Origin of the sequence: uncultured Duncaniella sp., from assembly GCF_910577345.1 — a bacterium.
Classification (GTDB): domain Bacteria; phylum Bacteroidota; class Bacteroidia; order Bacteroidales; family Muribaculaceae; genus Duncaniella.
On the sequence record NZ_CAJTMT010000017.1, the window covers coordinates 26,775 to 52,327 of the forward strand.

General features: G+C 54.7%; 24 protein-coding genes and 2 pseudogenes. 19 read left to right on the top strand and 7 right to left on the bottom strand.

Annotated features, from left to right (window positions below):
- Nucleotides 1–3: 3 nt before the first annotated feature.
- Both QZ310_RS08690 and QZ310_RS08695 read right to left on the bottom strand, forming a co-directional pair.
- Complete coding sequence (locus QZ310_RS08690) at nt 4–198, bottom strand: hypothetical protein (protein ID WP_297072113.1); 195 nt, start codon at nt 196–198, stop codon at nt 4–6.
- 221 nt (nt 199–419) lie between these two features.
- Nucleotides 420–1,055, bottom strand: coding sequence for a 3'-5' exonuclease (locus QZ310_RS08695; RefSeq protein WP_297072114.1), 636 nt, complete (start codon nt 1,053–1,055; stop codon nt 420–422).
- Nucleotides 1,056–1,616: 561 nt separating this feature from the next.
- On the opposite strand from QZ310_RS08695, the pseudogene QZ310_RS08700 reads away from it, so the two are divergent.
- Nucleotides 1,617–2,228, top strand: a pseudogene (locus QZ310_RS08700) (pectinesterase family protein); the annotation flags it as partial.
- A 360-nt stretch (nt 2,229–2,588) separates the two neighbouring features.
- A complete protein-coding gene (gene pelA, locus QZ310_RS08705; protein WP_297072145.1) occupies nt 2,589–4,709 on the top strand; it encodes a pectate lyase in 2,121 nt (706 codons plus the stop codon).
- Between the two features lie 316 nt (nt 4,710–5,025).
- Here the strand turns inward: pelA and bioD are convergent, their stop codons facing one another.
- The 4 genes and pseudogenes from bioD to bioA form a co-directional block, all read right to left on the bottom strand.
- Nucleotides 5,026–5,661, bottom strand: a complete 636-nt coding sequence (gene bioD / locus QZ310_RS08710; protein ID WP_297072115.1) for a dethiobiotin synthase — start codon at nt 5,659–5,661, stop codon at nt 5,026–5,028.
- Between the two features lie 108 nt (nt 5,662–5,769).
- A complete protein-coding gene (locus QZ310_RS08715) occupies nt 5,770–7,170 on the bottom strand; it encodes a pimeloyl-ACP methyl esterase BioG family protein (protein WP_297072116.1) in 1,401 nt (466 codons plus the stop codon).
- Nucleotides 7,167–8,306, bottom strand: coding sequence for an 8-amino-7-oxononanoate synthase (locus tag QZ310_RS08720; RefSeq protein WP_297072117.1), 1,140 nt, complete (start codon nt 8,304–8,306; stop codon nt 7,167–7,169). Before QZ310_RS08720 ends, QZ310_RS08715 begins: the two co-directional genes overlap by 4 nt.
- Nucleotides 8,303–9,556: pseudogene (gene bioA / locus QZ310_RS08725) on the bottom strand (adenosylmethionine--8-amino-7-oxononanoate transaminase); the annotation flags it as partial. The pseudogene bioA and the gene QZ310_RS08720, both read right to left, overlap by 4 nt.
- A gap of 351 nt (nt 9,557–9,907) precedes the next feature.
- On the opposite strand from bioA, the gene QZ310_RS08730 reads away from it, so the two are divergent.
- A complete protein-coding gene (locus QZ310_RS08730) occupies nt 9,908–10,459 on the top strand; it encodes an outer membrane beta-barrel protein (protein WP_297072119.1) in 552 nt (183 codons plus the stop codon).
- 872 nt (nt 10,460–11,331) lie between these two features.
- Here QZ310_RS08730 and QZ310_RS08735 read toward each other — a convergent pair.
- Entirely contained in the window at nt 11,332–11,613 is a 282-nt protein-coding gene (locus QZ310_RS08735) for a hypothetical protein (protein ID WP_297072120.1), read from the bottom strand.
- Between the two features lie 127 nt (nt 11,614–11,740).
- Here QZ310_RS08735 and QZ310_RS08740 point away from each other — a divergent pair, with 127 nt between their 5' ends.
- The 16 genes from QZ310_RS08740 (at nt 11,741) to nuoK (ending at nt 25,551) form a co-directional block, all read left to right on the top strand.
- Nucleotides 11,741–12,400, top strand: a complete 660-nt coding sequence (locus QZ310_RS08740) for a porin family protein (RefSeq protein WP_297072121.1) — start codon at nt 11,741–11,743, stop codon at nt 12,398–12,400.
- A 547-nt stretch (nt 12,401–12,947) separates the two neighbouring features.
- On the top strand, nt 12,948–13,301 hold the full coding sequence (locus tag QZ310_RS08745; RefSeq protein ID WP_297072146.1) for an NADH-quinone oxidoreductase subunit A: 354 nt from the start codon (nt 12,948–12,950) through the stop codon (nt 13,299–13,301).
- The gene (locus tag QZ310_RS08750; RefSeq protein ID WP_297072122.1) at nt 13,292–13,900 is read left to right on the top strand and encodes an NADH-quinone oxidoreductase subunit B; all 609 of its coding nucleotides are present in this window, start codon (nt 13,292–13,294) and stop codon (nt 13,898–13,900) included. The genes QZ310_RS08745 and QZ310_RS08750 overlap by 10 nt, the downstream gene beginning before the upstream one ends.
- 69 nt (nt 13,901–13,969) lie before the next feature.
- Nucleotides 13,970–15,604, top strand: coding sequence for an NADH-quinone oxidoreductase subunit C (locus tag QZ310_RS08755; protein ID WP_297072123.1), 1,635 nt, complete (start codon nt 13,970–13,972; stop codon nt 15,602–15,604).
- A 78-nt stretch (nt 15,605–15,682) separates the two neighbouring features.
- Nucleotides 15,683–16,759, top strand: a complete 1,077-nt coding sequence (gene nuoH / locus QZ310_RS08760) for an NADH-quinone oxidoreductase subunit NuoH (protein WP_297072124.1) — start codon at nt 15,683–15,685, stop codon at nt 16,757–16,759.
- An 85-nt stretch (nt 16,760–16,844) separates the two neighbouring features.
- The gene (atpD, locus tag QZ310_RS08765; RefSeq protein WP_297072125.1) at nt 16,845–18,350 is read left to right on the top strand and encodes a F0F1 ATP synthase subunit beta; all 1,506 of its coding nucleotides are present in this window, start codon (nt 16,845–16,847) and stop codon (nt 18,348–18,350) included.
- Nucleotides 18,351–18,399: 49 nt separating this feature from the next.
- A complete protein-coding gene (gene atpC, locus QZ310_RS08770) occupies nt 18,400–18,636 on the top strand; it encodes an ATP synthase F1 subunit epsilon (protein ID WP_297072126.1) in 237 nt (78 codons plus the stop codon).
- Between the two features lie 12 nt (nt 18,637–18,648).
- Nucleotides 18,649–19,812 (top strand): F0F1 ATP synthase subunit A, encoded by a 1,164-nt coding sequence (gene atpB / locus QZ310_RS08775; RefSeq protein ID WP_297072127.1) that lies wholly within the window; start codon nt 18,649–18,651, stop codon nt 19,810–19,812.
- A 46-nt stretch (nt 19,813–19,858) separates the two neighbouring features.
- A complete protein-coding gene (gene atpE, locus QZ310_RS08780; protein WP_107033115.1) occupies nt 19,859–20,107 on the top strand; it encodes an ATP synthase F0 subunit C in 249 nt (82 codons plus the stop codon).
- 23 nt (nt 20,108–20,130) lie between these two features.
- Nucleotides 20,131–20,628: a F0F1 ATP synthase subunit B gene (atpF, locus tag QZ310_RS08785; protein ID WP_297072128.1), complete on the top strand. Its 498-nt coding sequence runs from the start codon at nt 20,131–20,133 to the stop codon at nt 20,626–20,628.
- 133 nt (nt 20,629–20,761) lie between these two features.
- Entirely contained in the window at nt 20,762–21,307 is a 546-nt protein-coding gene (locus QZ310_RS08790; RefSeq protein ID WP_297072129.1) for a F0F1 ATP synthase subunit delta, read from the top strand.
- 25 nt (nt 21,308–21,332) lie between these two features.
- Nucleotides 21,333–22,904 (top strand): F0F1 ATP synthase subunit alpha, encoded by a 1,572-nt coding sequence (atpA, locus tag QZ310_RS08795; protein WP_297072130.1) that lies wholly within the window; start codon nt 21,333–21,335, stop codon nt 22,902–22,904.
- Nucleotides 22,905–22,957: 53 nt separating this feature from the next.
- On the top strand, nt 22,958–23,845 hold the full coding sequence (atpG, locus tag QZ310_RS08800; RefSeq protein WP_297072131.1) for an ATP synthase F1 subunit gamma: 888 nt from the start codon (nt 22,958–22,960) through the stop codon (nt 23,843–23,845).
- Nucleotides 23,846–23,911: 66 nt separating this feature from the next.
- Nucleotides 23,912–24,682, top strand: a complete 771-nt coding sequence (locus QZ310_RS08805; RefSeq protein WP_297072132.1) for a 4Fe-4S binding protein — start codon at nt 23,912–23,914, stop codon at nt 24,680–24,682.
- Between the two features lie 27 nt (nt 24,683–24,709).
- Nucleotides 24,710–25,225, top strand: a complete 516-nt coding sequence (locus QZ310_RS08810; protein WP_297072133.1) for an NADH-quinone oxidoreductase subunit J — start codon at nt 24,710–24,712, stop codon at nt 25,223–25,225.
- Nucleotides 25,226–25,239: 14 nt separating this feature from the next.
- Nucleotides 25,240–25,551, top strand: coding sequence for an NADH-quinone oxidoreductase subunit NuoK (gene nuoK, locus QZ310_RS08815; RefSeq protein ID WP_297072134.1), 312 nt, complete (start codon nt 25,240–25,242; stop codon nt 25,549–25,551).
- Nucleotides 25,552–25,553: the final 2 nt, after the last annotated feature.

A 25,553-nucleotide genomic window follows, 5' to 3' on the forward strand; every position in this document is an offset into this window, starting at 1 on the left:
TGGTTAGCTGTTTTCTCGCAACCGTTCCCTTTTCTTAAGGAAGAGGTGGAGGATTGCGATTATGACGAGTGTCACACCGATGACACCGAAATAGTAGAGATAGTGTCCTTGCTGAAACTCGGGATAGCCGATGTAGCTCATCACGCCGAGATAAATCAGCAGGAGTGAGGGGATGAAGGTAGAACGACGTAGTTTCATGGTTTTTAGGTTAAGTAAGTTTTGGGTTGTGAGTTTTTAGTTTTGAGTTGTGGGGTAGTTTTGAGTTGTCAGTTTAGAGTTGTGAGTTGTTGGCTATTGGTGGTTTGGAGTTGGAAGTTTTGGGATGATGGTTGTAAGTTGATGGTTCCGAGTTGATGGCAAAGTTGCTGCATTAGAGTCTATAAACTCAAAACTCACAACTCACAACTATAAACTAACAACTAACAACTCTCTTCCTCCTCCTTGATATATTCCGACTCGGCGGGGTCGAAGCAGCCGTCCATCAGGTGCTTGTAGATGCGGAGGCAGGCCCAGGCGTCGATTGACGCATAGATGAGCTGTCCGGGGCTGAGTTGCGCAGCCTCCCAGTTGCTGAGACGCTGGCTTTTGGAGATGCGGCCGTTGAAGATTATTCCGTAGATTTTCTGAAGGCTCGAATCGGCTATATGGAAGGTCTTGACCACATTCTGGAGGTCGACGAAGTTCGCCGGTTCAAAAGGCGCGAGACGGTGGAGCACATGGAAGTCGTCGCGCAGCGACAGACCGACTTTCACCACATCCTCACATTCCATGAACTCCCTCAGCTCGTCGAAGAAGCCGAGTTTGTTGAGGCGGAACAGGAAGGAATGGTCGAGGGTTGAAATCTGTATGAGCGAGACAGTGTTGGTCTGCCCCTTGCGGAAATTAGGCTTGGTCTCGGTGTCAAAACCCACCGCCTGACATGTCCGTAGGTATCGGAGGGCTTCCTGGGCATCGGGAATGTTCTCAAGCACCGTTATGGCACCGGGAAACTCGACCGTCGGGAGGCCCGACAGTTGTTCCTTCGATATTGAGATGCTGTATTGGTTGATGTCCATGGGAAAAAGAGCTTTTGAACGTGCAAAGTTAACTATTATTGTTGAAATCCCCTATAATTGTGTCGAAAAACAATAAGCCACGGGATGTTAATGATTGCAATAGAGGGTGTCGGAGCGCTGTTTTAGCGCTTTTTGTCCATTGGATAGGAAGGGTGGGGTGAAATTCGGTCACCGACAATTGTGAGGCCCCTGCTTTTTTCGTAAATTTGTAGCGCATGATAAATCGACACCCACGGTGTCAGACATTAGTTTAATACCATAAAAATCGTAGACCGGTCTATGAAACTTCTTCCATCGCTCGCGGCCTTTGCGGTCGTCTTTAACCTTAATGCCGTTGAAAAGAAACTCTATGACTTCGTCGTGCCCCGCGACGGTACATTCCGCGAGGCCCTCAACGCAGCCAACAACCGTGCCGACACCGCCTCGCGTTTCCGCATATTCATCATGGAGGGTGACTATCGTATCCCCACCGCTGGCACCACTGTCGGTGGTGACGGGAAGGAGTATGGCGATCCGCGCTCATATCTCAAAGCCCCCAATGTCTCCATCACCGGCGAGGGGATGGACCGCACCGTCCTGACCAACACTACTCCTCCCGCCACATGGGACAACGGCTTCGGCCCCTCCTGTCCGCTGGAAGGTATCGGCAAGGGTGATGTGCTCATCATTGAGTCACCGGCCACAGGGACATACCTCCAGGGACTTACGCTGAAAAGCGGAATGACCGACAGGACCGGGCGCAACATCGTGCTCCACGACCGTTCGGACAAGACCATCGCCAAGGATCTCGGTCTCTGGGGCTATCAGGACACTTACGTTTCCAACAATAAGGATGGCCGTTTCTATTTCGAGGACGGTGTCATCCGCGGGCGCACGGATTATATCTGTGGCAAAGGCGATGTCTATTACTCCGGCGTGACTTTCCAGCAGTGCGGTCAGGGTGGCTATCTTGCCGTCCCTTCCGTCCCTCGCAACTACGGATATGTAATGGACAATTGCTATATCAAAAGCGAGACTCCGGATGTGACCTACTATCTCGGCCGTCCCTGGGGCAAGGGAACTCCAACTGCAATCTGGATCAATACAAAGGTGGACGTGTCGCCCATCACCCGCGACAAGCGCGGCTATAACGGATGGGCCGACATGAGCGGCGGGTGGCCCGCGCGCTTCGCCGAATACAATACCGTCCTCCCCGATGGCACCGCGCTCGACCTCTCGGGCCGACGTGCGCTGTATGTCGACCGTGAGGGCAACGAGCATGTCAACCGTCCGGTGCTGAGCGAGGCCGAGGCTGCGGACTATACCATCACAAATGTCCTCGACGGTTGGGATCCGACCGCCGTCACCGCAGCCGCCCCTCTTCCCGCTAATGTCCGCGTCGAGGATGGCCGTCTGCGTTGGGACGGAAGCGACGATGCGCTGCTCTATGCCGTGTGCCGTCACGGGAAAATCGTTGGTTTCACCACTGAGGATTCCTATAAGATTGGTCGCGGAGGCGATGCCGACTGCTGGTCGGTCCGTGCGGCCAATGCAATGGGTGGTCTCGGCAAGGAGGTGGGCGCAGCCAAGCGTGAGGCGCGCAGTGGTAACCGCTATTCCAAGCATCTCCTGCGCACCACAGACCCCTCTTTCTTCACCACCGACGAGGCCCGCAGGATAGGGGCGCAGGTGCTTGCATGGCAGCGTGTGACAGGGGGTTGGCCGAAGAACATCGACATGGTCTCGCCCATGTCCGAGAGCCGCATGGCCGAAGTGCTTGCCCAGAAAGACCGTCGCTACGACTCGACTACCGACAATGATGCCACTACCACACAGATGACCTTCCTGGCACGGCTTTATGCCGCGACTGGCGATGTCGCCTACCGCGACGCATTCCGCCGTGGCGTGGACTATCTGCTCTCAGGTCAGTACAAGAATGGCGGTTGGCCTCAGTTCTGGCCCGAACAGCGCGACTATCAGCCCCATATCACCTACAATGACGATGCGATGGTCAACACCATGCTCCTCCTGGGCGACATCTCCTCAGATGTCGCCCCCTACGGCGGTGATCTCTGCGACGCTGCGCAGAAGAAGAGGATGAAACGCGCGTTTGACAAGGGTGTCGACTGCATTCTCGCCACTCAGATTGTGACCGACGGCGTTCCCACCGTGTGGTGTCAGCAGCATGACCATGTCACCCTTGCTCCTGCCCATGCCCGTGCCTACGAACTCCCGTCGTATTGCAGCATGGAGAGTGCGTCGATAGTGAAGCTCCTCATGGAGATTGAGAAACCCGACAAACGTGTGAAGAAGGCCATCCATTCAGCAATGGCGTGGTTCGATAAATATAAGCTCACCGGATTGTCCTACCGCCGTGTGCAGGTCAACGGCAGTTGGGAAACCCTCCTTACTCCCGACCCCCAAAGCCGGAAGCCGCTTTGGGCGCGTTTCTATGACCTCGACAACTGTATGCCCTACGTCTGTGACCGCGACGGTATTCCCCGCCGCCGTCTGGAGGACATCGGTTCGGAGCGACGCAACGGTTATGCATGGTATGGCACCCGTCCCGAGGAGCTTTATGCGCTCTACGATGAGTGGGCCGACCGTCATGACCCCGCCGGGAAGGTGAAGCTCGATCACGATGGGAAAGGATGCAACGAGAACGGCACTCTCACCCTCGGCGTTGTCCCCAAGGTGGATGCATCGCTCTTCGATGCGGTGGTTGAGCGCGGTGGCAGCATTCAGGCTGCTATCGAGAAAGCTCCGGAAAATGGAACCGAGCCGTTCAAGATTCTTGTGAAGAAGGGTCTTTACAACGAGAAGGTGATTATTGACCGTCCGAACATCGTGCTTGTCGGTGAGCATCGCGACAGTTGCATAATAGTCGGCGCGGAGGCCAACGGTAAGATGATGGTTGAGGAATATCGCGGCAAGAAGGCTCCGAGAGGTATCCTCTGTCTGACCGAGGATGGCAATGACTGTCTGATTTCCGGCTTGACAGTAATCAACAACTACGGCACAACCGTCACCAACACCACTACCCACCAGTTTGCCGTCTACGGCAAGGCAACCCGCACAATAATCGTCAACAGCAATATCATTTCAGATGGCAACGATGCTCTCTCGCTTTGGGGAAAGGGTGAGGACGGCAAGGGCGGCCTCTATTACCATGCCGACCTCTATGTGCGCTGCCCGGGTGTGGATTTCATCTGTCCGCGAGGCACTTGCTACGCCACACGTTGCCGTTTCCTCGGCGACAGCCGTGCGATCCTCTGGCACGACGGTCGCGGCGACATCAACAATAAGTTCGTTGTCACCAATTCTGACTTCGATGCCCTCAAGCCCACTCCGCTCGGACGCTATCACCACGACTCGCAGTTCATGATTGTCAACTGCCGTATGTCCAAGAACATAATCGACTCCGATATCGACCATGCCTATCGTGCGCAGCCTGCTCTGTCGGCCGGTAAGAATGTAGACCCCTGTCCGTGGGGACACCGTGTCTACTACTCCGGTTGTGTGCGTGAGGGTGGCCACAGCGGTTGGCTCGCCGACAATCTCGCAAGTGCGGAAGGTTCCCCGACCTACTATTCAACCACTGCCCGCTGGACCTTCGACGACAAATGGGACCCCGAATCCCGCATCCGCACCCTCTGGAACCTCATTGCCTATTGATTGGAACTTGTAGGGACGCGCTGTAGCGCGTATGCCAAATGAAATACAAAATACTGTACCATAAAAATAAAATATAGGTACATAAATTCATAAATGACAAAAATGACAGATTTTGTATAATCAGTTTTAATCAGGCTGACTACTTCAAATCTGTCATTTTTGTCATTTATGAATTTATGTACCCCTGTTTAGGATCTATTCCATTTGTATTTAATATCTATTCCATTTGGCATACGCGCTACAGCTCGTCCCTACAAGGCATCCCTACAGCTCGTCCCTACAAGGCGTCCAAGGCATTTTATGTGTCCTGTGTTCCTTACAGCGAGGGGATGGTGGCGAAGGGGGTGGAGGGGAAGTGGCGGCTGACGTAGCGACGGAGGAAGGCCTGGGTGTCGGCGCCGATGATTCGGTCGGTGTCGAAGTGTTCGTTGTAGATGACGGCTGCGAGGGTGATTCCGCGCGCCTTGATAGCTTCGAGCGAGAGGACGGCATGGTTGATGGACCCGAGGACACCGTTTGTCACAAGTATCAGGGGGAGCTGGCGTGTGGTCACATAGTCGATGGTGAAGAAATCGTCGGTGATGGGCACCATCAGTCCACCCGCACCCTCGACAAGCACGATGTCGTAGCGTTTGCTTAATTTAGCAGTGGCGTTGTCGATGACCGAGAGGTCGATTTCGCGTCCGTCCATGCGGGCGGCGAGTTGTGCGGAAGCGGGATAGGAGAAGATGACAGGCGCGGTGGTGTGGTCGATGTCCTCCGGGAGCGGTGGGATGCCCATGAGTCTGCGGTGGAGGTCAATATCCTCCGAAAAGCCTACGTTGCCTGTCTGTATGAACTTCTGGGTGACTACGCTCTTGCCTTCTTTCATAAGTTTGGCGGCGAGATAGCCGGTGACGTAGCTCTTGCCTGCGTCGGTGTCGATTCCTGAAACGAAATATACCTGGCTCATGGTTATAAGTTTGTTTGACGAGGTTGATTGTTGGGCAACCTTCGGGATTCTACAATATTATTATTGCTCTGTTGACGGATGTCAGGCCTATAGTTGACGAGACAGCCGTCAGGATTTTATGAATACTAAGTATATCGGTTGATATGTCACCGGGGCCTCTCCTTGTTGCGTGAGCGGATAGGCTGCGATGACGCTCCGTGCCGTTGCGCCGGAATGGTGACTGCTGAGTGCGTTGACTCCGGTGAGTTTTGCGTGGCGCAGAGCTTCGGCCGGGGTGGGGAAGAGGAGGGCTTCCGTTTGGGTGGAGAGGTGGATAGCCGTGGCCCCGGGAGGAAGCATTGAGGCAATGGCCTCAATGTCGGGGTAGTGGCGACGGTAGGGGAGGGAGGCGTTGATTTCATGCATGGTCGACGGCCCGAATGTCGAGATGACGGCATGGCCTCCCGGACGGAGTGCGCGCAGACATTCGCGGAGAAATTTGGCGGGAGAGTTGAACCACTGCATGGTCGAGGCGGAAAATATCAGGTCGAGACTCTCCGACGGCACCTTCCTGATTTCTGTCTCCGCGTCACATTCGCGCGTGGTCAGTTCTTGGTGGTCTATCCCCTCGCGTATGGACGCCGGAATGTGGAGATCCCACACTTCGAGTGACTTGATTCCATCCTTCTGCGCAAGCAGGCGGGTGGTCAGTCCCGTCCCGCAGCCGATTTCAAGTGTGGATGTAAGATGTGCGTTCGCGGGAATCAGCTCCACAAGATGTCGGGCGATGTCGCGCTGGACAAGTGCATTGTCGTCATACGTCCGCTCAGCGCGGGCGAACTTCTCTGCCACAAGTCCTTTCTCAGTCAGGAGCATGGACAGGAGCATATTGAAATCCGGCAGATGAGGTCCGGCGACAGTGATGGTCTCGAAAGCCTCGCTGCTCCATGCCTCTGTCTGGTTGTCAGGGGGGATGATGCGGTCCGAGAGACTGACGACCGCACGGTCCCAAAGCCCTTCCGGAGCGTCGAAGTGAGCATCGCCGATGGTCTGAAGCTCCTCGCGCAGTTCATCGACCGGACGTTGGGGGAGGGTGGCGGAGAAATCGCGGAACGCCGATGACGAACCACACATCCGCAGATGGAACTTCGACAGCGACTTTTCGGTCAGTCCGTCGAGTGTGCCCCGGAAAATTTCTTCCGGGATGCCAAGACGATCATCCACGGGGTGCATGGTTCCGTTGACGGCTATGGTAGCCGTGACCGGGAGATTTTTATTGGAAAGAATGAAGCGGGTGGCGGCGGGAACGCCGAACGACCAAGCCAGAACCACGATTTCCTCCGCAGTTTCAAGCTCTGTCGTGAGCGCGTCGGGGAAGGTGAAATCGCGGTAATCCCAGACCACAATCAGCCGGTAGCCCTGCACGTTGATGCGGGCAAACGGTTTTTCATCCATACCCCATCCTGCGAAGAGGAGAATGGTGCGGGAGGCGGAAGCGGAATCCTGTGGAGGGAAAATGTGGAATTTCATTCTGATAGCAGTTTTGCGAGTGTGTGGCCGAGGCGGTCAATCTCTTCAATCGGGATTGCCGCGCTGAGGCTGATGCGGAGACGTTCGGTGCCGGGAGGAACGGTCGGTGTGCGTATGGGCAGCACCTTGAAACCCTCTTCGAGCAGACGGCGGGAGAGTTCAACAGCCCTGTCGGCCGAGCCGACGACGAGGGGCTGGATATGGCTTGGAGTGATGACCGTCTTCGGCGAAAGCGGTTGCAGATGGTCGTGGAGGCGCTGACCAAGCAGGCGGAGTTGACTCCGCTCGGCATCCATTGTCAGGAAGGTCTCAATCATGAAGTGCGTCCACGCTACGGTCATCGGTGGAAGGGAGGTCGAGAAGATGAAGCTGCGCGCACGGTTGACAAGATAGTCGCGCAGGGTGGGGGAGACGGCGCAGAATGCACCGGCCGAGGCGCAGGCTTTTCCGAAGGTGCCGACAACGATGTCGACGTCGCCGAATTCGGCGCTTTCCTTGCACAGACCGAGCCCCTGCGGACCCTCCACGCCGAAAGCGTGGGCCTCGTCGACATAGAGCATGGCATTTGGATAGCGGCGTTTGATGGTTATGATGCTGTCGATGTCGGCGCGGTCTCCGTCCATGCTGTAGACACTCTCGACCACGATGAGCACTCTTTCATGGTTCGCGGCCTCCTTCTCCATGATTTTTTCAAGATGGCCGAGGTCGTTGTGGCGGAAACGGGTGAAGGGAGCTTTCGAGAGGGTTATGCCGTCGATTATGCTTGCGTGGACGAGTTTGTCGGCCACGATGAGTGTCTTCGAATCGGCAAGTGCCTGTATCATGCCGGTGTTGGCATGGTAGCCGCTGTTGAAAAGCAGACAAGGACGGCCATAGAGCTGTCCGAGGAAATTTTCGAGCTCCTCATATTCGCGTTGCCGTCCGCTCAACAGGCGTGATGCCGATGAGGTCATCGGTATGGCACGGTTGGATGCCGATGCGAAAAAGCTTTGCTGAAGACCCGTGTCGGCACCGAGTCCGAGATAGTCGTTGGACGATAGGTCGGTCACCTCCGCACCTGCGGGGAGTTCGTGCGGAATGGAGCGGAAGTTGCCTTCCGAGTGCAGACGGTCGAGTATGTCGCTGTAACGGTTCACTTTATGCACTCAATCATTTTTTCGATGAGATATTTGAGGTCGCCGTCCGAGATGATGTAGGGCGGCATGATGTAGACGTTGCGTCCGAAGGGGCGCACCCAGATTCCGCGCTCCACGCAGCGTTTCTGGAATTCGCCGACATCGACCGGTTCCTCCATCTCTATTACACCGATGGCGCCGAGGACCCTCACGTCGCGCACACCCTTGACGAGCGCTGCTGCCGCGATGTGACGGCGGATGACAGCCTCGATGTGGGCTATGCGGCGACTCATGTCGCGCTCGCGCAGGAGTGTCAGCGATGCGACGGCTACCGCGCAGGCAAGCGGATTGCCCATGAATGTCGGGCCGTGCATCATCACTCCGGCCTCGCCGCGCGAAATGGTGTCGGCAACGTCGCGGGTTGTGAGGACTGCGCTCATGGTCATGTAGCCACCGGTCAGTCCCTTGCCGATACACATAATGTCAGGCTCGACACCGGCATGTTCGCAGGCGAAGCATTTGCCTGTGCGCCAGAAGCCTGTGGCGATTTCGTCGAAGATGAGGTAGATTCCTGCCTCGTCGCAGAGACGGCGCGCCTCGCGCAGATATTGCGGATGATAGAACCGCATTCCCCCCGCGCCCTGGACGACCGGTTCGAGGATGAGGGCTGCGAGTTCATCCTTGTGCTCACGGATGATTTCGGCGAGAGGTTCGATGTCGGCGGGATTCCACCGTCCGTCGAACGACACTTCCGGTGCCGGAGCGAAGTAGCGGATGGGAAGGGCCGGACCGAAGGCGCCGTGCATACCGGTGACGGGATCGCAGACGCTCATGGCGTTCCATGTGTCGCCGTGATAACCGCTCCGGATGGTTACAAAGTTGGTCTTGTTGTGGTTGCCGGAGCGTGAAATCGAGGCCTGGACAGCCATCTTCATCGCTACTTCTACAGCCACTGAGCCGGAGTCGGCATAGAATATATTGTGCATCGAGGATGGAGCCATCTCCAGAAGGAGCTTGCCAAGCCCGATAGCGGGGTCATGGGTGAGTCCGCCGAACATCACATGGCTCATCTTGCCTATCTGACGGGTGATGGCGGCGTTGATTTCGGGATGGTTGTAGCCGTGGATGGCACACCACCATGAGGCCATGCCGTCAATCAGTTCGCGTCCGTCTGCGAGGCGGATGCGGACTCCCTCGGCGGAGTCCACCTTATAGGTAGGCAGAGGGTTGATGGTGGAGGTATAGGGATGCCACAGATGCTCGCGGTCGAAGGGGTCGTGGAGCTGTGTGGCAGGGGTGTCACATTGTGTCTTGGTATCAGTATGCATGGTTGCGTTTGTGTTCTGTGGTAAAAAAGTCGCTGCAAAGTTACAGTTTTTTTGTGATAATGCTAATGCGAAGCTCTGACGGGGAGAATATTTGCGCCCGGGCGATGTGGCGGATAAACTTTTTTAATCGTGTTCAACTTTTTTAGTGAAAGAAATGTTTAATAGTTGAAAAAGATGAAAACAATGGATTGGTAATGACTGCATGGTCGGATCGGTGCTGTTGCTTTTCATGGTTCAACTATCAATGAAATTTATTAATCATCAATATTCTAACACTTTTAAAATCCCACTGTTATGAAGAAGTTTTTACTTATGGCAGTCATGGCTATTATGACTTTAGGTGCATCGGCTCAGACTCAGAAATGGTATGCCGGCGGTCAGCTCACTTTTGGAAGAACCACCACAGAACTCAGCGGCGTAAGCCTCAAGAGCACTCAGATTGCAGTGCTGCCTGAAATCGGCTATAATGTTACTGACAATTTCGCCCTCGGCGCAATCTTCGGTGTCGACTATCGTAAGACAGGTGACAGCAAGCTCACTACATTCAACATCAACCCCTACGCCCGTGCGACATATTTCCGTTCAGGTATGGTTGACCTCTTCGTCGACGGTGGTGTCGGATTCGGTATCGGTCGTGCCAACGGCCACACAGCCGTGACCTACGAGATCGGTTTCCGTCCCGGTGTTGCACTCAACCTCAGTGAGAAGTTCAGCCTTGTTGCCCATGTCGGCTTCCTCGGCTATGAAAGTGCCAACCGTCCTGCCAAGCGCAACGGTGCTCCTGAAAACTGGGGTCTCAACCTCGACAGCACTGACCTCATGTTTGGTTTCTACTATCATTTCTAAAAAATATAATTCTTATAGACCATACCCTCCGGGGAGCCGCAGCGCAGAGGCGCGACCGGCTCCCCGGAGTTGTTTTATGATAACACTATCTGATGTTGTCGGGAAGGGATTTTTGGAGATTGAAAATAATTTTTGGTGGTGTTGCAGAACCTCGATTTTGCCAATATTCACGAAAAGATAGCGCTTGCGAATCAATGTATTACAAAAGTAAATTTCTCGAATTTGTGAGTTCTGCAACACCCTCAAAAAATTCTTGGATGTAGAAAATCATTCTTGGGTGTTGAAAATCATTCTTAGGTGTTGAAAAGAAATCCCTACAACGCGTTCCGCATTAGCGTAGAGCAATATAGCAAATTTGTTATATGATAGGTATATAAATCCGGATGCTCTTGTCGTGATTGGGATGTCCGGATGGCGATGAGTAAGCTGCGGAGCAGCGCTGCCGTAATAGCCCCGCATCGAGCGGTGATGCAATGAAGCCCGCAGGGCGGAATTGCGTCACCGCGAAGGTGTGTGGGTACATGGATGTCATCCCTACCACGGGCATCGAAGATGTCCGATAATAATAATGCGCGCCTACGGATAATTCGAATAATTGGTGATATGAAATGAAGAGAAGCCCGGCTATCCCATGTTTTGTTATTTGAAAAGGGCCAATATAGCGGATGATGGTTGGGCTATTCGGGATGATATTATCGGACATCTTCGATGCCCGTCGCTATGGGTCTACCGATAACCCACACACCTTCGCGGCACGCAATTCCGCCCTTCGGGCTTCATTGCGTTGCCGCTCGATGCGGGGCTATTACGGCAGCGCTGCTCCGCAGCTTACTATCTGCCATCCGGGAGGTAATGTCGCATCGCTGCGCAGCTTACTGGTTGCCATCCGGGAAAGGAATGTCGCATCGCTGCTGCGCGGCTTGCCGGTTGTCATCCGGGAAGGAATGTCGCATCGCTGCGCAGCTTGCCGGTTGCCATCCGGATTTTTTAATCTGAATGCATGATTTTTGGCCGGTTGCTAAAGAATTTTTAAATCTTGTCTGCATTTTGTCGATTAAAAATGGAGTGTTGTGCGAAAAAAACGCTACATTTGCCCCGTTGCATGTCTGAATATAAATCCCGTTGCATGTCTGAATATAAATATTGTTCACCATAGCTCATTCCGATATTGTTCACTATAATGCATTTCAATATTGTTCACGATAGCGCATTTCAATGTTGATTGTTCACGATAACGCATTTCAATATTATTCATCATAACACATTTTCAACTATTTGACTATGAAAAAAATTTTGCTTGCGGCAGTGGCTGCTGTTATGTCTGTCGGTGCTTCGGCACAGGCTGTCGGATGGGACAATGGTGCACCTGAGAAGACCGTCACTTTAGGAGTGCGTGCAGGTATGAACATCGCCACGATGGGCGGCGAGGATACCTCGGATACGAAGACCAAATTCGGTTTCCGTGGCGGTGTGTCGGCTGATTTCAATATCGTCCGCAGTTTTTCAATCAATTCCGGACTTTTCTTTACCCAAAAGGGCTGCAAGGGTGACATTGTGGAAGATGTAAATGGTGGACTTGTATCTGCTGATTGCAGAATGACCATGAATTTCATCGAACTCCCAGTCTATCTGTCATATCACCTCAATTTCGATGCGCTGAACTCAACACAGATCTTCTTCGGTCCCTATTTCGACTTCGGTGTTTATGGCAAGATGACAGCGTCTACGAAATATAGTGGACAAAAGACGAGCGCATCGGTCGATGTGTTTGACGACCCATACGAATTCAAGCGTTTCCATGCCGGTCTCGGACTCGGAGCATCGCATACTTACGGCAATTTCGTGTTCGGCCTGTCGTATCAGTGGGGTCTGACGGACGTGGTCAGCGGAGTCGGCAACCACTGGAACAATTTCAACGTCTCCGTAGGCTATAACTTCTAAAAATACTGATGTCCCGAAGGCTGGAATGGCACATCGTCCGGAAGGCTGGAAGGGCACATAGTCCGGAAGGCTGGAAGGTACATAGTCCCGAAGGCTGGAAGGGCACATAGTCCTGAAGACTGGAAGGGCACATAGTCCGGAAGGCTGGAAGGGCACATAAAGACAGAAGGTCAGAAGAGACATAAGTTTTTTCAGTTATAAGGGACATAAGTTTTTTCGGTTAATCTGATAGCCGAAAATCCTTATGTCCCTTCTGATCTTCTGTCTTTATGTACCCTTCCCACATTTCCCGGCCTTATGTTGCCGGCCTTGTGTGCCGTTCCAGCCCTTCTCGGCTTGGAGGGGATTTTGGGAAATGTTGGAGAATTAGGATTTTTTATTTGCAACACAGTCAGAATTTTTTGGGCGATTTCGGAAAAATTTCAGTATATTTGCACTGCGTTTTATGCCCCCTTTGGCCACAAGGCCGTCGAGAGGCGTCTAACTCCATGATACACAGCTTCTTCGAAACAAAATCAGTATTTATCACTATATGATAGCATTGGCAATTCAAAATGCGACTTTAGCCGTGGTGGCCCTCCTGACAGGTGTGGCTCTCGTGGCTGTAGCTCTTTGGCTTGCGGGACTTATTTCTCCCCGCTCATTCAATCCGCAGAAAGGCGAGGCCTACGAGTGTGGTATCCCCACCCGTGGCGAATCAATGGCACAGTTCAAGGTAGGTTACTATCTCTTCGCCATCCTCTTTCTGATGTTTGACGTCGAGACCGTGTTTCTCTATCCCTGGGCCGTGCGTGTGCATGAGCTGGGAACATCCGGCCTCACAGCCATAGCAGTCTTTTTTGGAATCATAGTGCTGGGCCTCGTATATGCCTGGCGGAAAGGAGCTCTTGAATGGAAGTAACCACCAAAGGTATGCCGTATGAGGCATGGAAGGACAACGAATACATTGAAAAGCTCGTGAAGGAGCTTCAGGAGAGCGGCACCAACGTGGTTGTCGGTTCTCTTGACAAACTTATCAACTGGGGGCGTTCCAACTCCATCTGGCCGCTCACCTTCGCCACCAGTTGCTGCGGCATCGAATTTGTGTCGCTCGGAGCGGCGCGCTACGACATGGCGCGTTTCGGATGGGAAGTTGCCCGTGCCTCGCCCCGTCAGGCCGACTTCATGATGGTGGCCGGAACCATCGTACACCGCATGGTGCCTGTGTTCCGCCGTCTCTATGATCAGCTCGCCGAACCCAAATATGTCATCGCTTGCGGAAGCTGCGCCATCTCCGGCGGTCCCTTCAAGAAGAGCTACCATGTGGCTATGGGTATCGAGGACATCGTTCCGGTCGACGTATTCATCCCCGGCTGTCCTCCCCGTCCCGAGGCAATGATCTACGGCATCATGCAGCTCTCGCGCAAAATCAAGGTGGAGAAATTCTTCGGCGGCGTGAACCGTCAGGAGAAGCAGGAAGAATTCCTCAAGGCTCACCCGGTCCCCGGAGTGAACGACTGAGACATCCCACCCACCATCCCCGCAAAGAATAAGAATCAAGAATAACGTTCATACACCTTATTATATATTATGTCCAACATCCGGGAAAAGATTTCAACCGTGTTGCCCGAGGCCGTCATCGAAGATGGCGACATCATGCAGGTGACCGTCCCCGACGCAAAGTGGCATGACTTCGCCAAGACACTCCGCGATGACAGTGACCTCGCTTTTGACTTCCTCGTGACCATCGTCGGCATGGACTGGAAGGAAAACGGCATGGGCTGTATCTACTACCTCACATCCACCAAGCACAACACCCACATCTCTGTCAAGGTGATGGCTACCGGTGACCGTGAGCAGCCCCTCATCCATTCGATCCATGACCTCTGGGCCATCGCGACCATATTCGAGCGCGAGGTCTATGACTTCTTCGGCATTATCTTCATCAATAATCCCGACATGCGCCGCCTCTTCCTCAACATCGACTGGAAGGGCTATCCCTTGCGCAAGGACTATAACGACGACCCCAACATCAACCCCGTCTCCACCGAGAACGAACGTCAGACAGACTTCACCGATGTGTGGACAGAGGATGCCGACGGCAAGGTCGTGAAGCATGAGCGCCGCATCTTCAAGCCCGAGGATTTCGTGGTCAACATCGGCCCGCAGCACCCCGCAACCCACGGTGTGCTCCGTTTCCGCACGGCTGTCGACGGTGAGATTATAAAGAAGATTGACATCTATCTCGGCTACATCCACCGTGGTGTCGAGAAAATCTGCGAGGGACTCACATATCCGCAGACCCTCCACTTCATGGACCGTCTCGACTACTTCTCGGCCCATCCCTACCACCACTGTCTCTGTATGCTCATCGAGGAGGCTGCCGGAATCCAGATTTCGCGCCGCGCACAGGTGATCCGCGTGCTCATGGACGAGCTCTCGCGCATCGCTTCACACTGCCTCTTCATCGGCACATACTGCATGGACCTCGGTGCGACCACCATGCTCTTCTACACCTTGCGTGTCCGCGAACAGATTCTCGACATCATGGAGAAGACCTGCGGCGCGCGCATGACATTCAACTATGATTGCATCGGCGGTGTGATGCAGGACCTGCATCCCGACTTCGTCAAGGACGTACATGCCCTTCTCGATGTGCTCCCCGCCAACATCAAGGAATACAACAAAATTTTCACCGGCAACGTCATCGCCAAGAACCGTATGGAGAACGTCGGTGTGCTCACCCGCCACGATGCCATCTCATGGGCTGTCACCGGTCCTAACGGACGCGGTTCGGGCTGGGCTTGCGACGTACGCAAGTGTGCCCCCTACAGCATCTACCCCGAGCTTGATTTCGAGGAAATCGTGCGCGAGGAAGGCGACTCGATGGCCCGCTTCAAGGTGCGCATGGACGAGATGGTCCAGAGCGCGCGCATCATCGAGCAGCTCATCGACAATATTCCCGAGGGTGACTACTGCGTGAAGGTTCCCAAGGTGATTAAGCTCCCTGCCGGCCACTGGTTCAAGATGGTCGAGGGTTGCCGCGGCACATTCGGCGTATATCTCGAGAGCGACGGCACCGTCAATCCCTATCGTCTGAAGCTCGCCACCCCCTGTCTCCCCGCAGCCGCAGTCGTTGACCACATCACCGAGGGCCAGAAGATCGCCGACCTTATCACTATCGGCGGCTCGCTTGACTACATTGTCCCCGACATTGACCGTTAAGCCCCGGCATTGCAATGGAATTTTCCACAAGAGTGAACTAACACAGAGAGAATAAAAAGTAATTTTCAAATAGACATTATGCAAGACCTATCAGTCGGAACCGCATGGCTTCACTCCTTCCTCACTGACTATATCCCCGAATGGGCCGCAGTCACCCTTGAGTGCCTGCTCATCGGAGTTGGCCTGATGCTGCTCTATGCAGTGCTCGCGCTGTTCTATATCCTCTTCGAGCGTAAGGTGTGTGCCTACTTCCAGTGCCGTCTCGGCCCTAACCGCGTAGGCCCCTGGGGCTTGATGCAGAGTATCGCCGATATGTTCAAGATTCTCATCAAGGAGCTTATCTCGCTGAACCATATCGACAAATTCCTCTTCGCCCTCGCTCCCTATCTCGTGATCATCGCCTCAATGCTCGCCTTTGCTGTCCTCCCGTGGGGTAACGGCTTGCAGATTATCGATTTCAATGTCGGCATCTTCTTCCTGCTTGCCGTGTCGTCCATCGGCGTTCTCGGTATCCTTCTGGCAGGATGGTCGTCAAACAACAAGTTCACCCTCATCGGTGCGCTCCGTTCGGGTGCCCAGATGGTCAGCTATGAGCTTTCCATGGGTCTCTGCGTGGTGACGATGGTCGTGATGGCCGGCACAATGTCGGTCGGTGGAATCGTCGAGGCTCAGAACCATCTCTGGTTCATCTTCTCCGGCCATATCCCCGCCATCATCGCTTTCGTGATTTTCATGATTGCCGGTACGGCCGAGACCAACCGTGGCCCGTTTGACCTTCCCGAAGCTGAAAGTGAGCTTACCGCCGGTTACCACACCGAGTACTCCGGTATCCACTTCGGTTTCTTCTATCTCGCCGAGTACCTCAACCTCTTCATCGTTTCCGGCGTGGCCGCGCTCCTCTTCTTCGGAGGCTGGATGCCGCTCCATATCCCCGGTCTCGATGCCTTCAACCAGATTATGGACTATATCCCCTCGTTCATCTGGTTCATCGGCAAGGCCATCGTGCTCTCATTCATCATCATCTGGTTCAAGTGGACTTTCCCCCGTCTGCGAATCGACCAGCTTCTCACACTGGAGTGGAAATACCTCCTCCCCATCAACCTCTTCAACCTCGTGCTTATGGTCCTTATCGTGACCTTCAAGCTTTACCTCTAAGATAATTTCCTCAAAACTCTAACCCACTACCACGCAGCCTGTCCCTCACATAAGGCCGGTCTGCCTGCCAAAAAATCTAAACGCGATGAGTGAAAAATACGGCAAAATCGCCCAAGTCATCGGCCCGGTGGTCGACGTGATTTTCGAAGGTGATGACAACATCATCCCGCCCATCTATACAGCCCTCCGTGTCACTTCCGACAACGGTGCGGAGACCATCCTCGAAGTCGAGCAGCATATCGGTGAGGACACCGTCCGCTGCGTGTCGATGGAAAGTACCGACGGTCTTCGTCGTGGTATGCGCGTCGACAACCTTGAGCGTCCGATTGCGGTCCCCACGGGAGACCAGGTGAAAGGCCGTCTGCTCAACGTCCTCGGCGATGCCATCGACCGTCTGCCCGAGCTTGACCGCGACAACCTCCGTCCCATCCATCAGCCCGCGCCGAAGTTCGACGACCTCACAATCGGCACCGAGATTCTCTTCACCGGTATCAAGGTCATCGACCTTCTCGAACCCTACAGCAAGGGTGGCAAGATTGGTCTGTTCGGTGGTGCAGGTGTGGGCAAGACAGTGCTCATCATGGAGCTCATCAACAACATCGCCAAAGGCCACAGCGGCTTCTCGGTGTTCACCGGTGTGGGCGAACGTACCCGCGAGGGTAACGACCTCCTCCGCGAGATGATCGAGAGCGGTGTCATGAAGTATGGCAAGAAGTTTGAGGAAGGCATGGAGAAGGGCGAGTGGAATCTTGCCGACGTCGACATGGACCAGGTGGCCCAGTCGCAGGCAACCCTCGTGTTCGGCCAGATGAACGAACCCCCGGGCGCACGTCTGCGTGTGGCTCTTTCAGGTCTTACGGTCGCCGAGCAGTTCCGCGATCAGGACGGTGGCGGTAAGGACATCCTTCTCTTCATCGACAACATCTTCCGTTTCACCCAGGCAGGTTCGGAGGTGTCGGCACTTCTCGGCCGTATGCCCTCCGCCGTAGGTTACCAGCCTACCCTCGCCTCTGAAATGGGTGCCCTCCAAGAGCGAATCACTTCGACCAAGAACGGTTCGATTACCTCTGTCCAGGCCATCTATGTGCCTGCCGACGACTTGACCGACCCGGCTCCCGCGACAACATTCAGCTTCCTTGACGCGACAACAGTGCTCTCGCGTAAGATTTCCGAGCTCGGTATCTACCCCGCCGTCGACCCCCTCGAATCGACCTCGCGAATCCTCGACCCCAACATCATCGGCGAGGACCACTACAACACCGCACAGGCCGTCAAGCAGCTTCTCCAGAAATACAACGAGCTTCAGGACATCATCGCCATCCTCGGTGTCGATGAACTTTCCGATGACGACAAGCTCGTCGTTTCCCGCGCCCGCCGCGCGCAGCGCTTCCTCTCGCAGCCCTTCCACGTTGCCGAGCAGTTCACCGGTCTTCCCGGTGTCATGGTGCCTCTGAGCGAAACCATCCGTGGCTTCAAGATGATTCTTTCAGGCGAAATGGATGAGTATCCCGAACAGGCGTTCCTCAACGTCGGCACAATCGACGAAGCCATCGAAAAGGGCAAGAAACTCCTTGCCGAAGTTGCGAAGTAAGAAAACGCAGATTTAACAAAGTCTCTCAAACTCATCAGCAGACACAGCAATGATACTCAAAGTCATATCGGCCGAAGACATCGTCTTTCAGGGTGAAGTCAAAGTGGTGCACCTTCCGGGTGCCATGGGCGCTTTCACCGTACTTCCCGGCCACGCGGCCCTTATCTCAACCCTCACACCCGGCGACATCCGCTACACGGCTGCCGACGGCGAGGAACACAAGGTCACCGTTGAGGGCGGAATCGTCGACGTTGACTCGAATATCGTGTCGGTCTGCATCTATTAAACTATGGTGACGATGAAACGAAACATATTCACATCCCTACTCCTGGCCATCGTGGCCATCCTGCTTCCCCTCGGGGCGGCGGCTTCCGAAAGCCATCCCGCCGATTCGACCGAGGAGAAGAGCGGTGCGGTCGATGCGCAGGGAATCATCTTCGAGCACCTCGGCGACCGCTACGGTTGGGAAGTGCCTTTCAATCACCATAAGTCCATCCCCCTCCCTGTCATTGTCTGGGGTTCCGACGGCCTTCATGTGTTCTCATCTGCCCGTGTCGAGCATGGTGAGACCTACCGCGACGGCAATGCCGAATTCAAGGTGGCCGGCAAGGACAGCCCCTACAAGGGCAAGGTAGTCGAGATTATCGACGGCAAGGAGGTGAAACCGACCATCGACATCTCCATCACCAAGAATGTCTGCGGTGTGTTCATCGCCGTGCTTCTCGTGATATGGGCCATCATGTCGGTTGCCCGCTGGCACCGCACCCAGGGCATGAAGGGCCCGCGCAAGATGACCGGAGCGGTCGAATTCGTGATTCTCTTCATCTACGACGGTGTCATCAAGCCCACACTCAAGGACAAGGCCAACAAGTTTGCGCCCTATCTCCTGACGGTGTTCTTCTTCATCCTCGTGATGAACCTTCTGGGCCTCATCGTGATTTTCCCCGGTGGCGCGAACCTCACAGGCAACATTGCAGTGACCCTCGTCCTCGCCATCATCACCTTCCTTATCACCAACATCTTCGCAACGAAGCACTATTGGAAGGAAATCTTCAATCCCGATGTGCCCTGGTGGCTGAAATGGCCCCTCCCCATCATGCCGGTTATCGAAATCTTCGGTATCTTCACCAAGCCCGCGGCCCTCACGGTCCGTCTGTTCGCCAACATGATGGGTGGCCACATGATTGTCATCGTGCTCACGCTCCTCATCTTCATTTTCGCGGCGATGGGTCCGGCGGTGACAGGCGCGACGGCAGTTGTCAGCATCATCTTCTCGGTGTTCATGCTCCTGATTGACGTTCTTGTCAGCTTCATCCAGGCCTACGTATTCACCATGCTCTCGACCCTCTTCATCGCCCTCGGGCAGGAGGACGGCCACGGCGAGCACAAGAAGGATGAAGCCCACGACGCAGCCGCAACTCCCGCCGAGGCCCCGAAAGCCCCGGCAACCAACCCTGCATAACTTAAAAAAATATACTTACAAACAAACCCTTTAATCTCCCGCAATTATGTTAGCAATGATTTTAGCAGCTATCGAAGGAACCCTCGGCATCGGCGTATGTATCGGTGCAGCAATCGCAGCAATTGGTGCCGGTATCGGCATCGGTAAAATCGGTGGCTCGGCCATGGAAGCTATCGCCCGTCAGCCCGAATCAACCGGCGACATCCGCAGTAACATGATCGTAATCGCCGCCCTTATCGAAGGTGTGGCCCTCTTTGCTGTCATCGTTTGTATCCTCGCAATGTTTGTGGGCTAATCCAAACTTCAATCATTTGAAAGATGGAACTTTTCACGCCTGATTTCGGTCTGGTATTCTGGATGTTCGTGTCATTCGCCATCCTCTTCTTCATTCTGTGGAAGTGGGGCTGGCCGGTGATCATGAAAGGAGTGTCTGACCGAGCCGACCTCATCGACAAAGGTGTGGAGTATGCTCAAAATGCCAAACAACAGCTTGACCATGCCCGCGAAGAGGCGGATAAATACATAGCCGACGCACGTCGCCAGCAGGCCGACATGCTGCGCGAGGCCGACAGGATGAAATCACAGATCATCGACGAAGCCCGCAGCGCCGCACAGTCAGAGGCCAAGAAGGTGATGGACGCCGCCAAAGTGTCTATCGAACAGGAACGCAAACAAGCCGAGCAGCAGTTCCGCAACGAAGTCTCATCCTTCGCTCTCGACATCGCCCAGAAGGTGGTGCGCAACCAGATGAAGGACGAGAAAGCTCAGGAACAGCTCGTCAGCTCCCTGCTCGACGAGATGGAGAAACAGAATTGATCCTTCCCCCTGCGTCTCCGGCACCCCGGTCCGGAGACGCGGCGGAAATCATTCCCGGTCTGACTCTTCGACTCGACATTAAATTAACCCTCATTTAAGATTACTCATCCTCTAAGGCTCTCATCTCCACGCAATGAACCAAGGTCTCATCCCCAGCCGCTACGCCAAGGCTCTTTTCGAGTATGCCTCCGAAAAGGGCGCCGATGCGCGCATCTACGAGCTAATGCATACGCTCGACAACTCCTTTGTCGCCGAGCCGTCGCTCCAGCAGGCCGTGGCCAATCCCTTCATCCCCGCACCCGACAAGGTGAAACTTCTCACCTCCGCCGCCGGTGCGACAGCCAAGGATGAAGTCTATGCGCGCTTCCTGCAGCTCCTGACCGAGAACAACCGTCTCGACGCTGCCCGCGACATAGCACTCGCCTATATGAAAATCTACCGTAGCGAGCACCGCATCTACCTTGTGACCGTCACATCGGCCGCTCCCATGGGTGCAGCTGAGGAGGATCGTCTGAAAGCGCTCATCGAGCGCCACCTCAACGGCGGAACGATGGAATATCACCATCGCGTCGACCCTGATCTCATCGGTGGCTTCACTGTCACAATCAACAACGAGAAGCTCGACGCTTCCGTGGCCGATGAGCTCAAGCAATTGCGTATAAAACTTTTAAGCAACTAACCATTTTCACACCCCATATATTACAATGATTAACCCAAGCGAGATTTCTCAGGTATTAAAACAGCAACTGGAGAATATCAACTCCAAGGTATCCTTCGAGGAGACCGGAGTTGTCCTTGAAGTCGGCGACGGTGTGGCCCGTGTCTACGGCCTCGACAATGTCTGCGCGAACGAGCTTGTAGAATTCGAAAACGGAGTGAAAGGTGTGGCCCTCAACCTGGAGGAGAGCAACGTAGGTGTCATCCTGCTCAATAATGTTAATGCCGTTACGGAAAACATGACCGTGAAGCGCACCGGCGAGATTGCCTCCATCCACGTTGGCGACGGTGTCTTCGGCCGTGTCATCAACGTTCTCGGCGAGCCCATCGACGGTCGCGGTCCCATCCAGGGCGACCTTCTCCCCATGCCCCTTGAGCGCAAGGCTCCGGGCGTAATCTTCCGTCAGCCCGTGAAGCAGCCGCTTCAGACCGGTCTCAAGGCCATCGACTCCATGGTGCCCATAGGTCGCGGTCAGCGCGAGCTCATCATCGGTGACCGCCAGATTGGCAAAACTGCCATTGCAATCGACACCATCATCAACCAGCGTGCCAACTTCGAGGCCGGAAAGCCTGTCTACTGTATATATGTGGCCATTGGCCAGAAAGCATCATCGGTTGCCTCCACCGTCGAGACCCTCCGCCAGCATGGCGCCCTCGACTACACCGTGGTCGTAGCCGCAACCGCCGCAGACTCCGCTTCGATGCGTTACTACGCTCCCTTTGCCGGAGTTGCAATCGGCGAATTCATCCGCGACACAGGCCGCGACGCCCTCATCGTCTACGATGACCTCTCGAAGCAGGCCGTGGCCTACCGCGAGATCTCACTCGTGCTCAAGCGTCCTTCGGGCCGCGAGGCATATCCGGGCGACATCTTCTATCTCCACAGCCGTCTGCTTGAACGTGCTGCTAAAATCATCGACAACCAGCAGGTGGCCGAGAATATGAACGACCTCCCCGAGTCGCTCAAAGGCAAGGTGAAGGGTGGAGGTTCGCTCACCGCCCTTCCTATCATCGAGACTCAGGCAGGCGACGTGTCGGCCTACATCCCGACCAACGTTATCTCTATCACCGACGGTCAGATCTTCCTTGAGACCGCCCTCTTCAACCGTGGTATCCGTCCCGCCATCAACGTGGGTATCTCCGTATCGCGTGTGGGTGGTAACGCTCAGATCAAGTCAATGAAGAAGGTGGCAGGTACGCTGAAGATTGACCAGGCACAGTTCCGCGAGCTCGAATCGTTCACCAAGTTCGGTGGCGACATCGACCCCGTGACCGCCCGCGTCATCGACAAGGGCCGCAAGAACGAACGCCTCCTCATCCAGCCCCAGTACTCCCCGATGAAGGTCGAGGACGAGGTCGCAGTCATCTTCTGCGGCACAAAGGGATTGCTTGAGAATGTGCCTCTCGACAAGGTGTCCGAGTTTGAGAAAAACTTCCTCCAGCTCGTCAGCACCAAGTATCCCGAGGTCATGGAGGCCATCCGCGCCGGAAAGCTCGACGACGACGTCACTTCAAAGCTCACCGCCGCAGCCGCCGAAATCTCCGGCTCCTACAAATAAAGAATCAACTCCTCAATCAACGCATATAACCCCACTGACAGTCAGATACCACTATGGCTACACTTCGCGAACTTAAAGGACGCATCGGCTCCGTGGCTTCGAGTGAGAAAATCACCGGTGCCATGAAGATGATTTCCTCGGCCAAAATGCACCGCGCCGAGTCTGATCTGCGCCGTCTGCTGCCTTTCCGACAGCAGATAGAGAATATCATCGGCAATCTCCTTTCGGCAGATGCTGAGTTCTCGTCACCCCTCACGGACGAACGCGAGGTCAATTCAATCGCCGTCATGGTGCTCGGTTCTGACGACGGTCTCTGCGGTGCCTACAACATCAACATCTTTAAGGAACTGCTCGCCACCGTCAAGGCCTATCGCGAGAAGTTCGGCGCTTCGGTCAGGATTACTGTCCTCCCCGTCGGCGCAAAGATGGTGAAGGCGACCAGCCGCATGGCCCTCCCCGGAGTCAAGGTAGAGGTTCCGGCCGGTATCGATTCCAAATCCAACGGCGAGGCCGTCAAGGCTCTCACACGCCGTCTGGAGGAGCGCTTCATCGCCGGTGATTTTGACCGTGTGGAGCTTCTCTACATGAATTTCCAGTCAGTGAGCCGTCAGCGCGTCAAGTGCGATCCGCTCCTTCCCGTCAGCTCCACGATGTTTGCGGGCGAGGGTGTCAAGGCCTCCTGCCGTCCCTACATCTTCGAGCCGGATGCCGCCACGATTTTCGTCTCGGTCCTCCCGATGTTCCTCCTCGCTGTGATGCAGGAGGTCTTCACCGAGAACCGTGCCTCCGAGCAGGCTGCGCGAATCATGGCCATGCAGAGCGCCAACGACAATGCGAAGAAACTCCTCGAGCAACTGCGTCTCGAATACAACAAGCTGCGTCAGCAGAGCATCACGACCGAACTCCTCGACATTGTCGGCGGTCAGGTCAAGAACGATTGATCCCGACCACCGTCACAGTCACCATCCATACAGAATTATAATAGCATATACAGATAATAAACCGACATGGGAAGTGTAAAAGAGTATTTCTCAAATCTTGGCTCCGGCATTGCAAGCCTTATTAAAGGTATGCAGGTGACCGGTAAGGAATTTGTCACCCCCAAAATTACCGAAGAGTATCCCGACAACCGCGACAATCTCCCCGTTGCCGACCGCTTCAGGGCTGTCCTGACCCTCAAATATGACGATCAGGGCGACCATAAGTGTATCGCCTGCGGAACTTGCGAGCGCGTTTGTCCCAACAACACCATCTCTCTCGGTATCAACACCGTCGAGACATGGGACGGTAAGAAGAAAAAGAAGCTTGACAAGTACATGTATGACCTCGGAAGCTGCACATTCTGTCAGCTCTGTGTCACAAACTGTCCGACCGACGCTCTTGAGTTCAGCAATGACTTCGAGCAGGCCGTATTCACGCGTGGTAAACTCCTGAGGAAGCTCAACTATCTTCCTGAAAAAGAAGAGCCGCAGCCCACACCCGAGGAAATCGCCCGGATGAAGGCTGAGAAGGAGGCGAAGATCGCCGCCGCCAAGGCTGCCGCAGAGGCTAAGAAGGCTGCCGCCGCAGCTGCTGCCGGTGCCGCTCCCAAGGCTGCCGATGCCGCAGCTCCCGCCCCCAAGGCCGCTCCTGCTCCTGAGGCAAACGATGCCGCCGCCAAAGCTCTCGCAGCTGCAGCCGGTGACCCCGTGAAGGAAGCCAAAATCCGTGCGGCGCTCGAAAAAGCTGCCGCCCTCAAAGCACAGCGCGAGGCCGGAAAGGCCCCGGAAGCCAAATAACAGCAAAATTAATTACTATCACAGTATATGGAATCAGTAGGAAGTACAATTTGTTACTGGATAATCGCTCTCGCGATTATCATCTTCTCGGTACTGACTGTCACCACGCGCAAGATCCTGCGCGCGGCCACATATCTGCTTTTCGTGCTTTTTGCCACCGCCGCCCTCTACTTCAAACTCGACTATGAGTTCCTCGGCGCTGTGCAGATTGCTGTCTATGCCGGTGGTATTGTGGTCCTCTTCGTGTTTGCAATCCTGCTTACCACGCATCCCGGTGACAACAGTGAACAGTTAGCTTCAAGAAAAAAACTCCTCGGTCTGGTGGGTGCGCTCTGCGCTGCCGGTGCTTGCGGCTGGGCTCTCTGCTCGCGCTGCGACGACATCTTCACGTCGCTCCCCTCCATGTCCAACCCGACCATGCACCGCATCGGTGAGGCCATGCTCGGTACAGGCTATGAGCAGTATCTGCTCCCCTTCGAGGCAGTCAGTGTGTTGTTACTCGCATGTATAATCGGTGGCGTTGTCATCGCCCGTAAACGCTAATCACAATTCCCGCCATGGATATTACTTTGATTTGGTATCTCGTCCCGTCACTCGTGATGTTTTGCTGCGGCGTCTACGGCTTCCTCACCCGTCGCAACATGATCGCCATGCTCGTATCGCTTGAACTTATGCTCAACGCGGTCGACATCAACTTTGTGGTCTTCAACCGCTATCTTTTCCCAACCTCGATGGAGGGATGGATGTTCACGCTCTTCGGTATCGCCATTGCCGCAGCCGAGACAGCGCTTGCAATCGCCATCATCATCAACCTCTTCAGGGTCAGCAAAAACATTGACGTCCGCGACGCAACTAAAATGAAAAATTAATC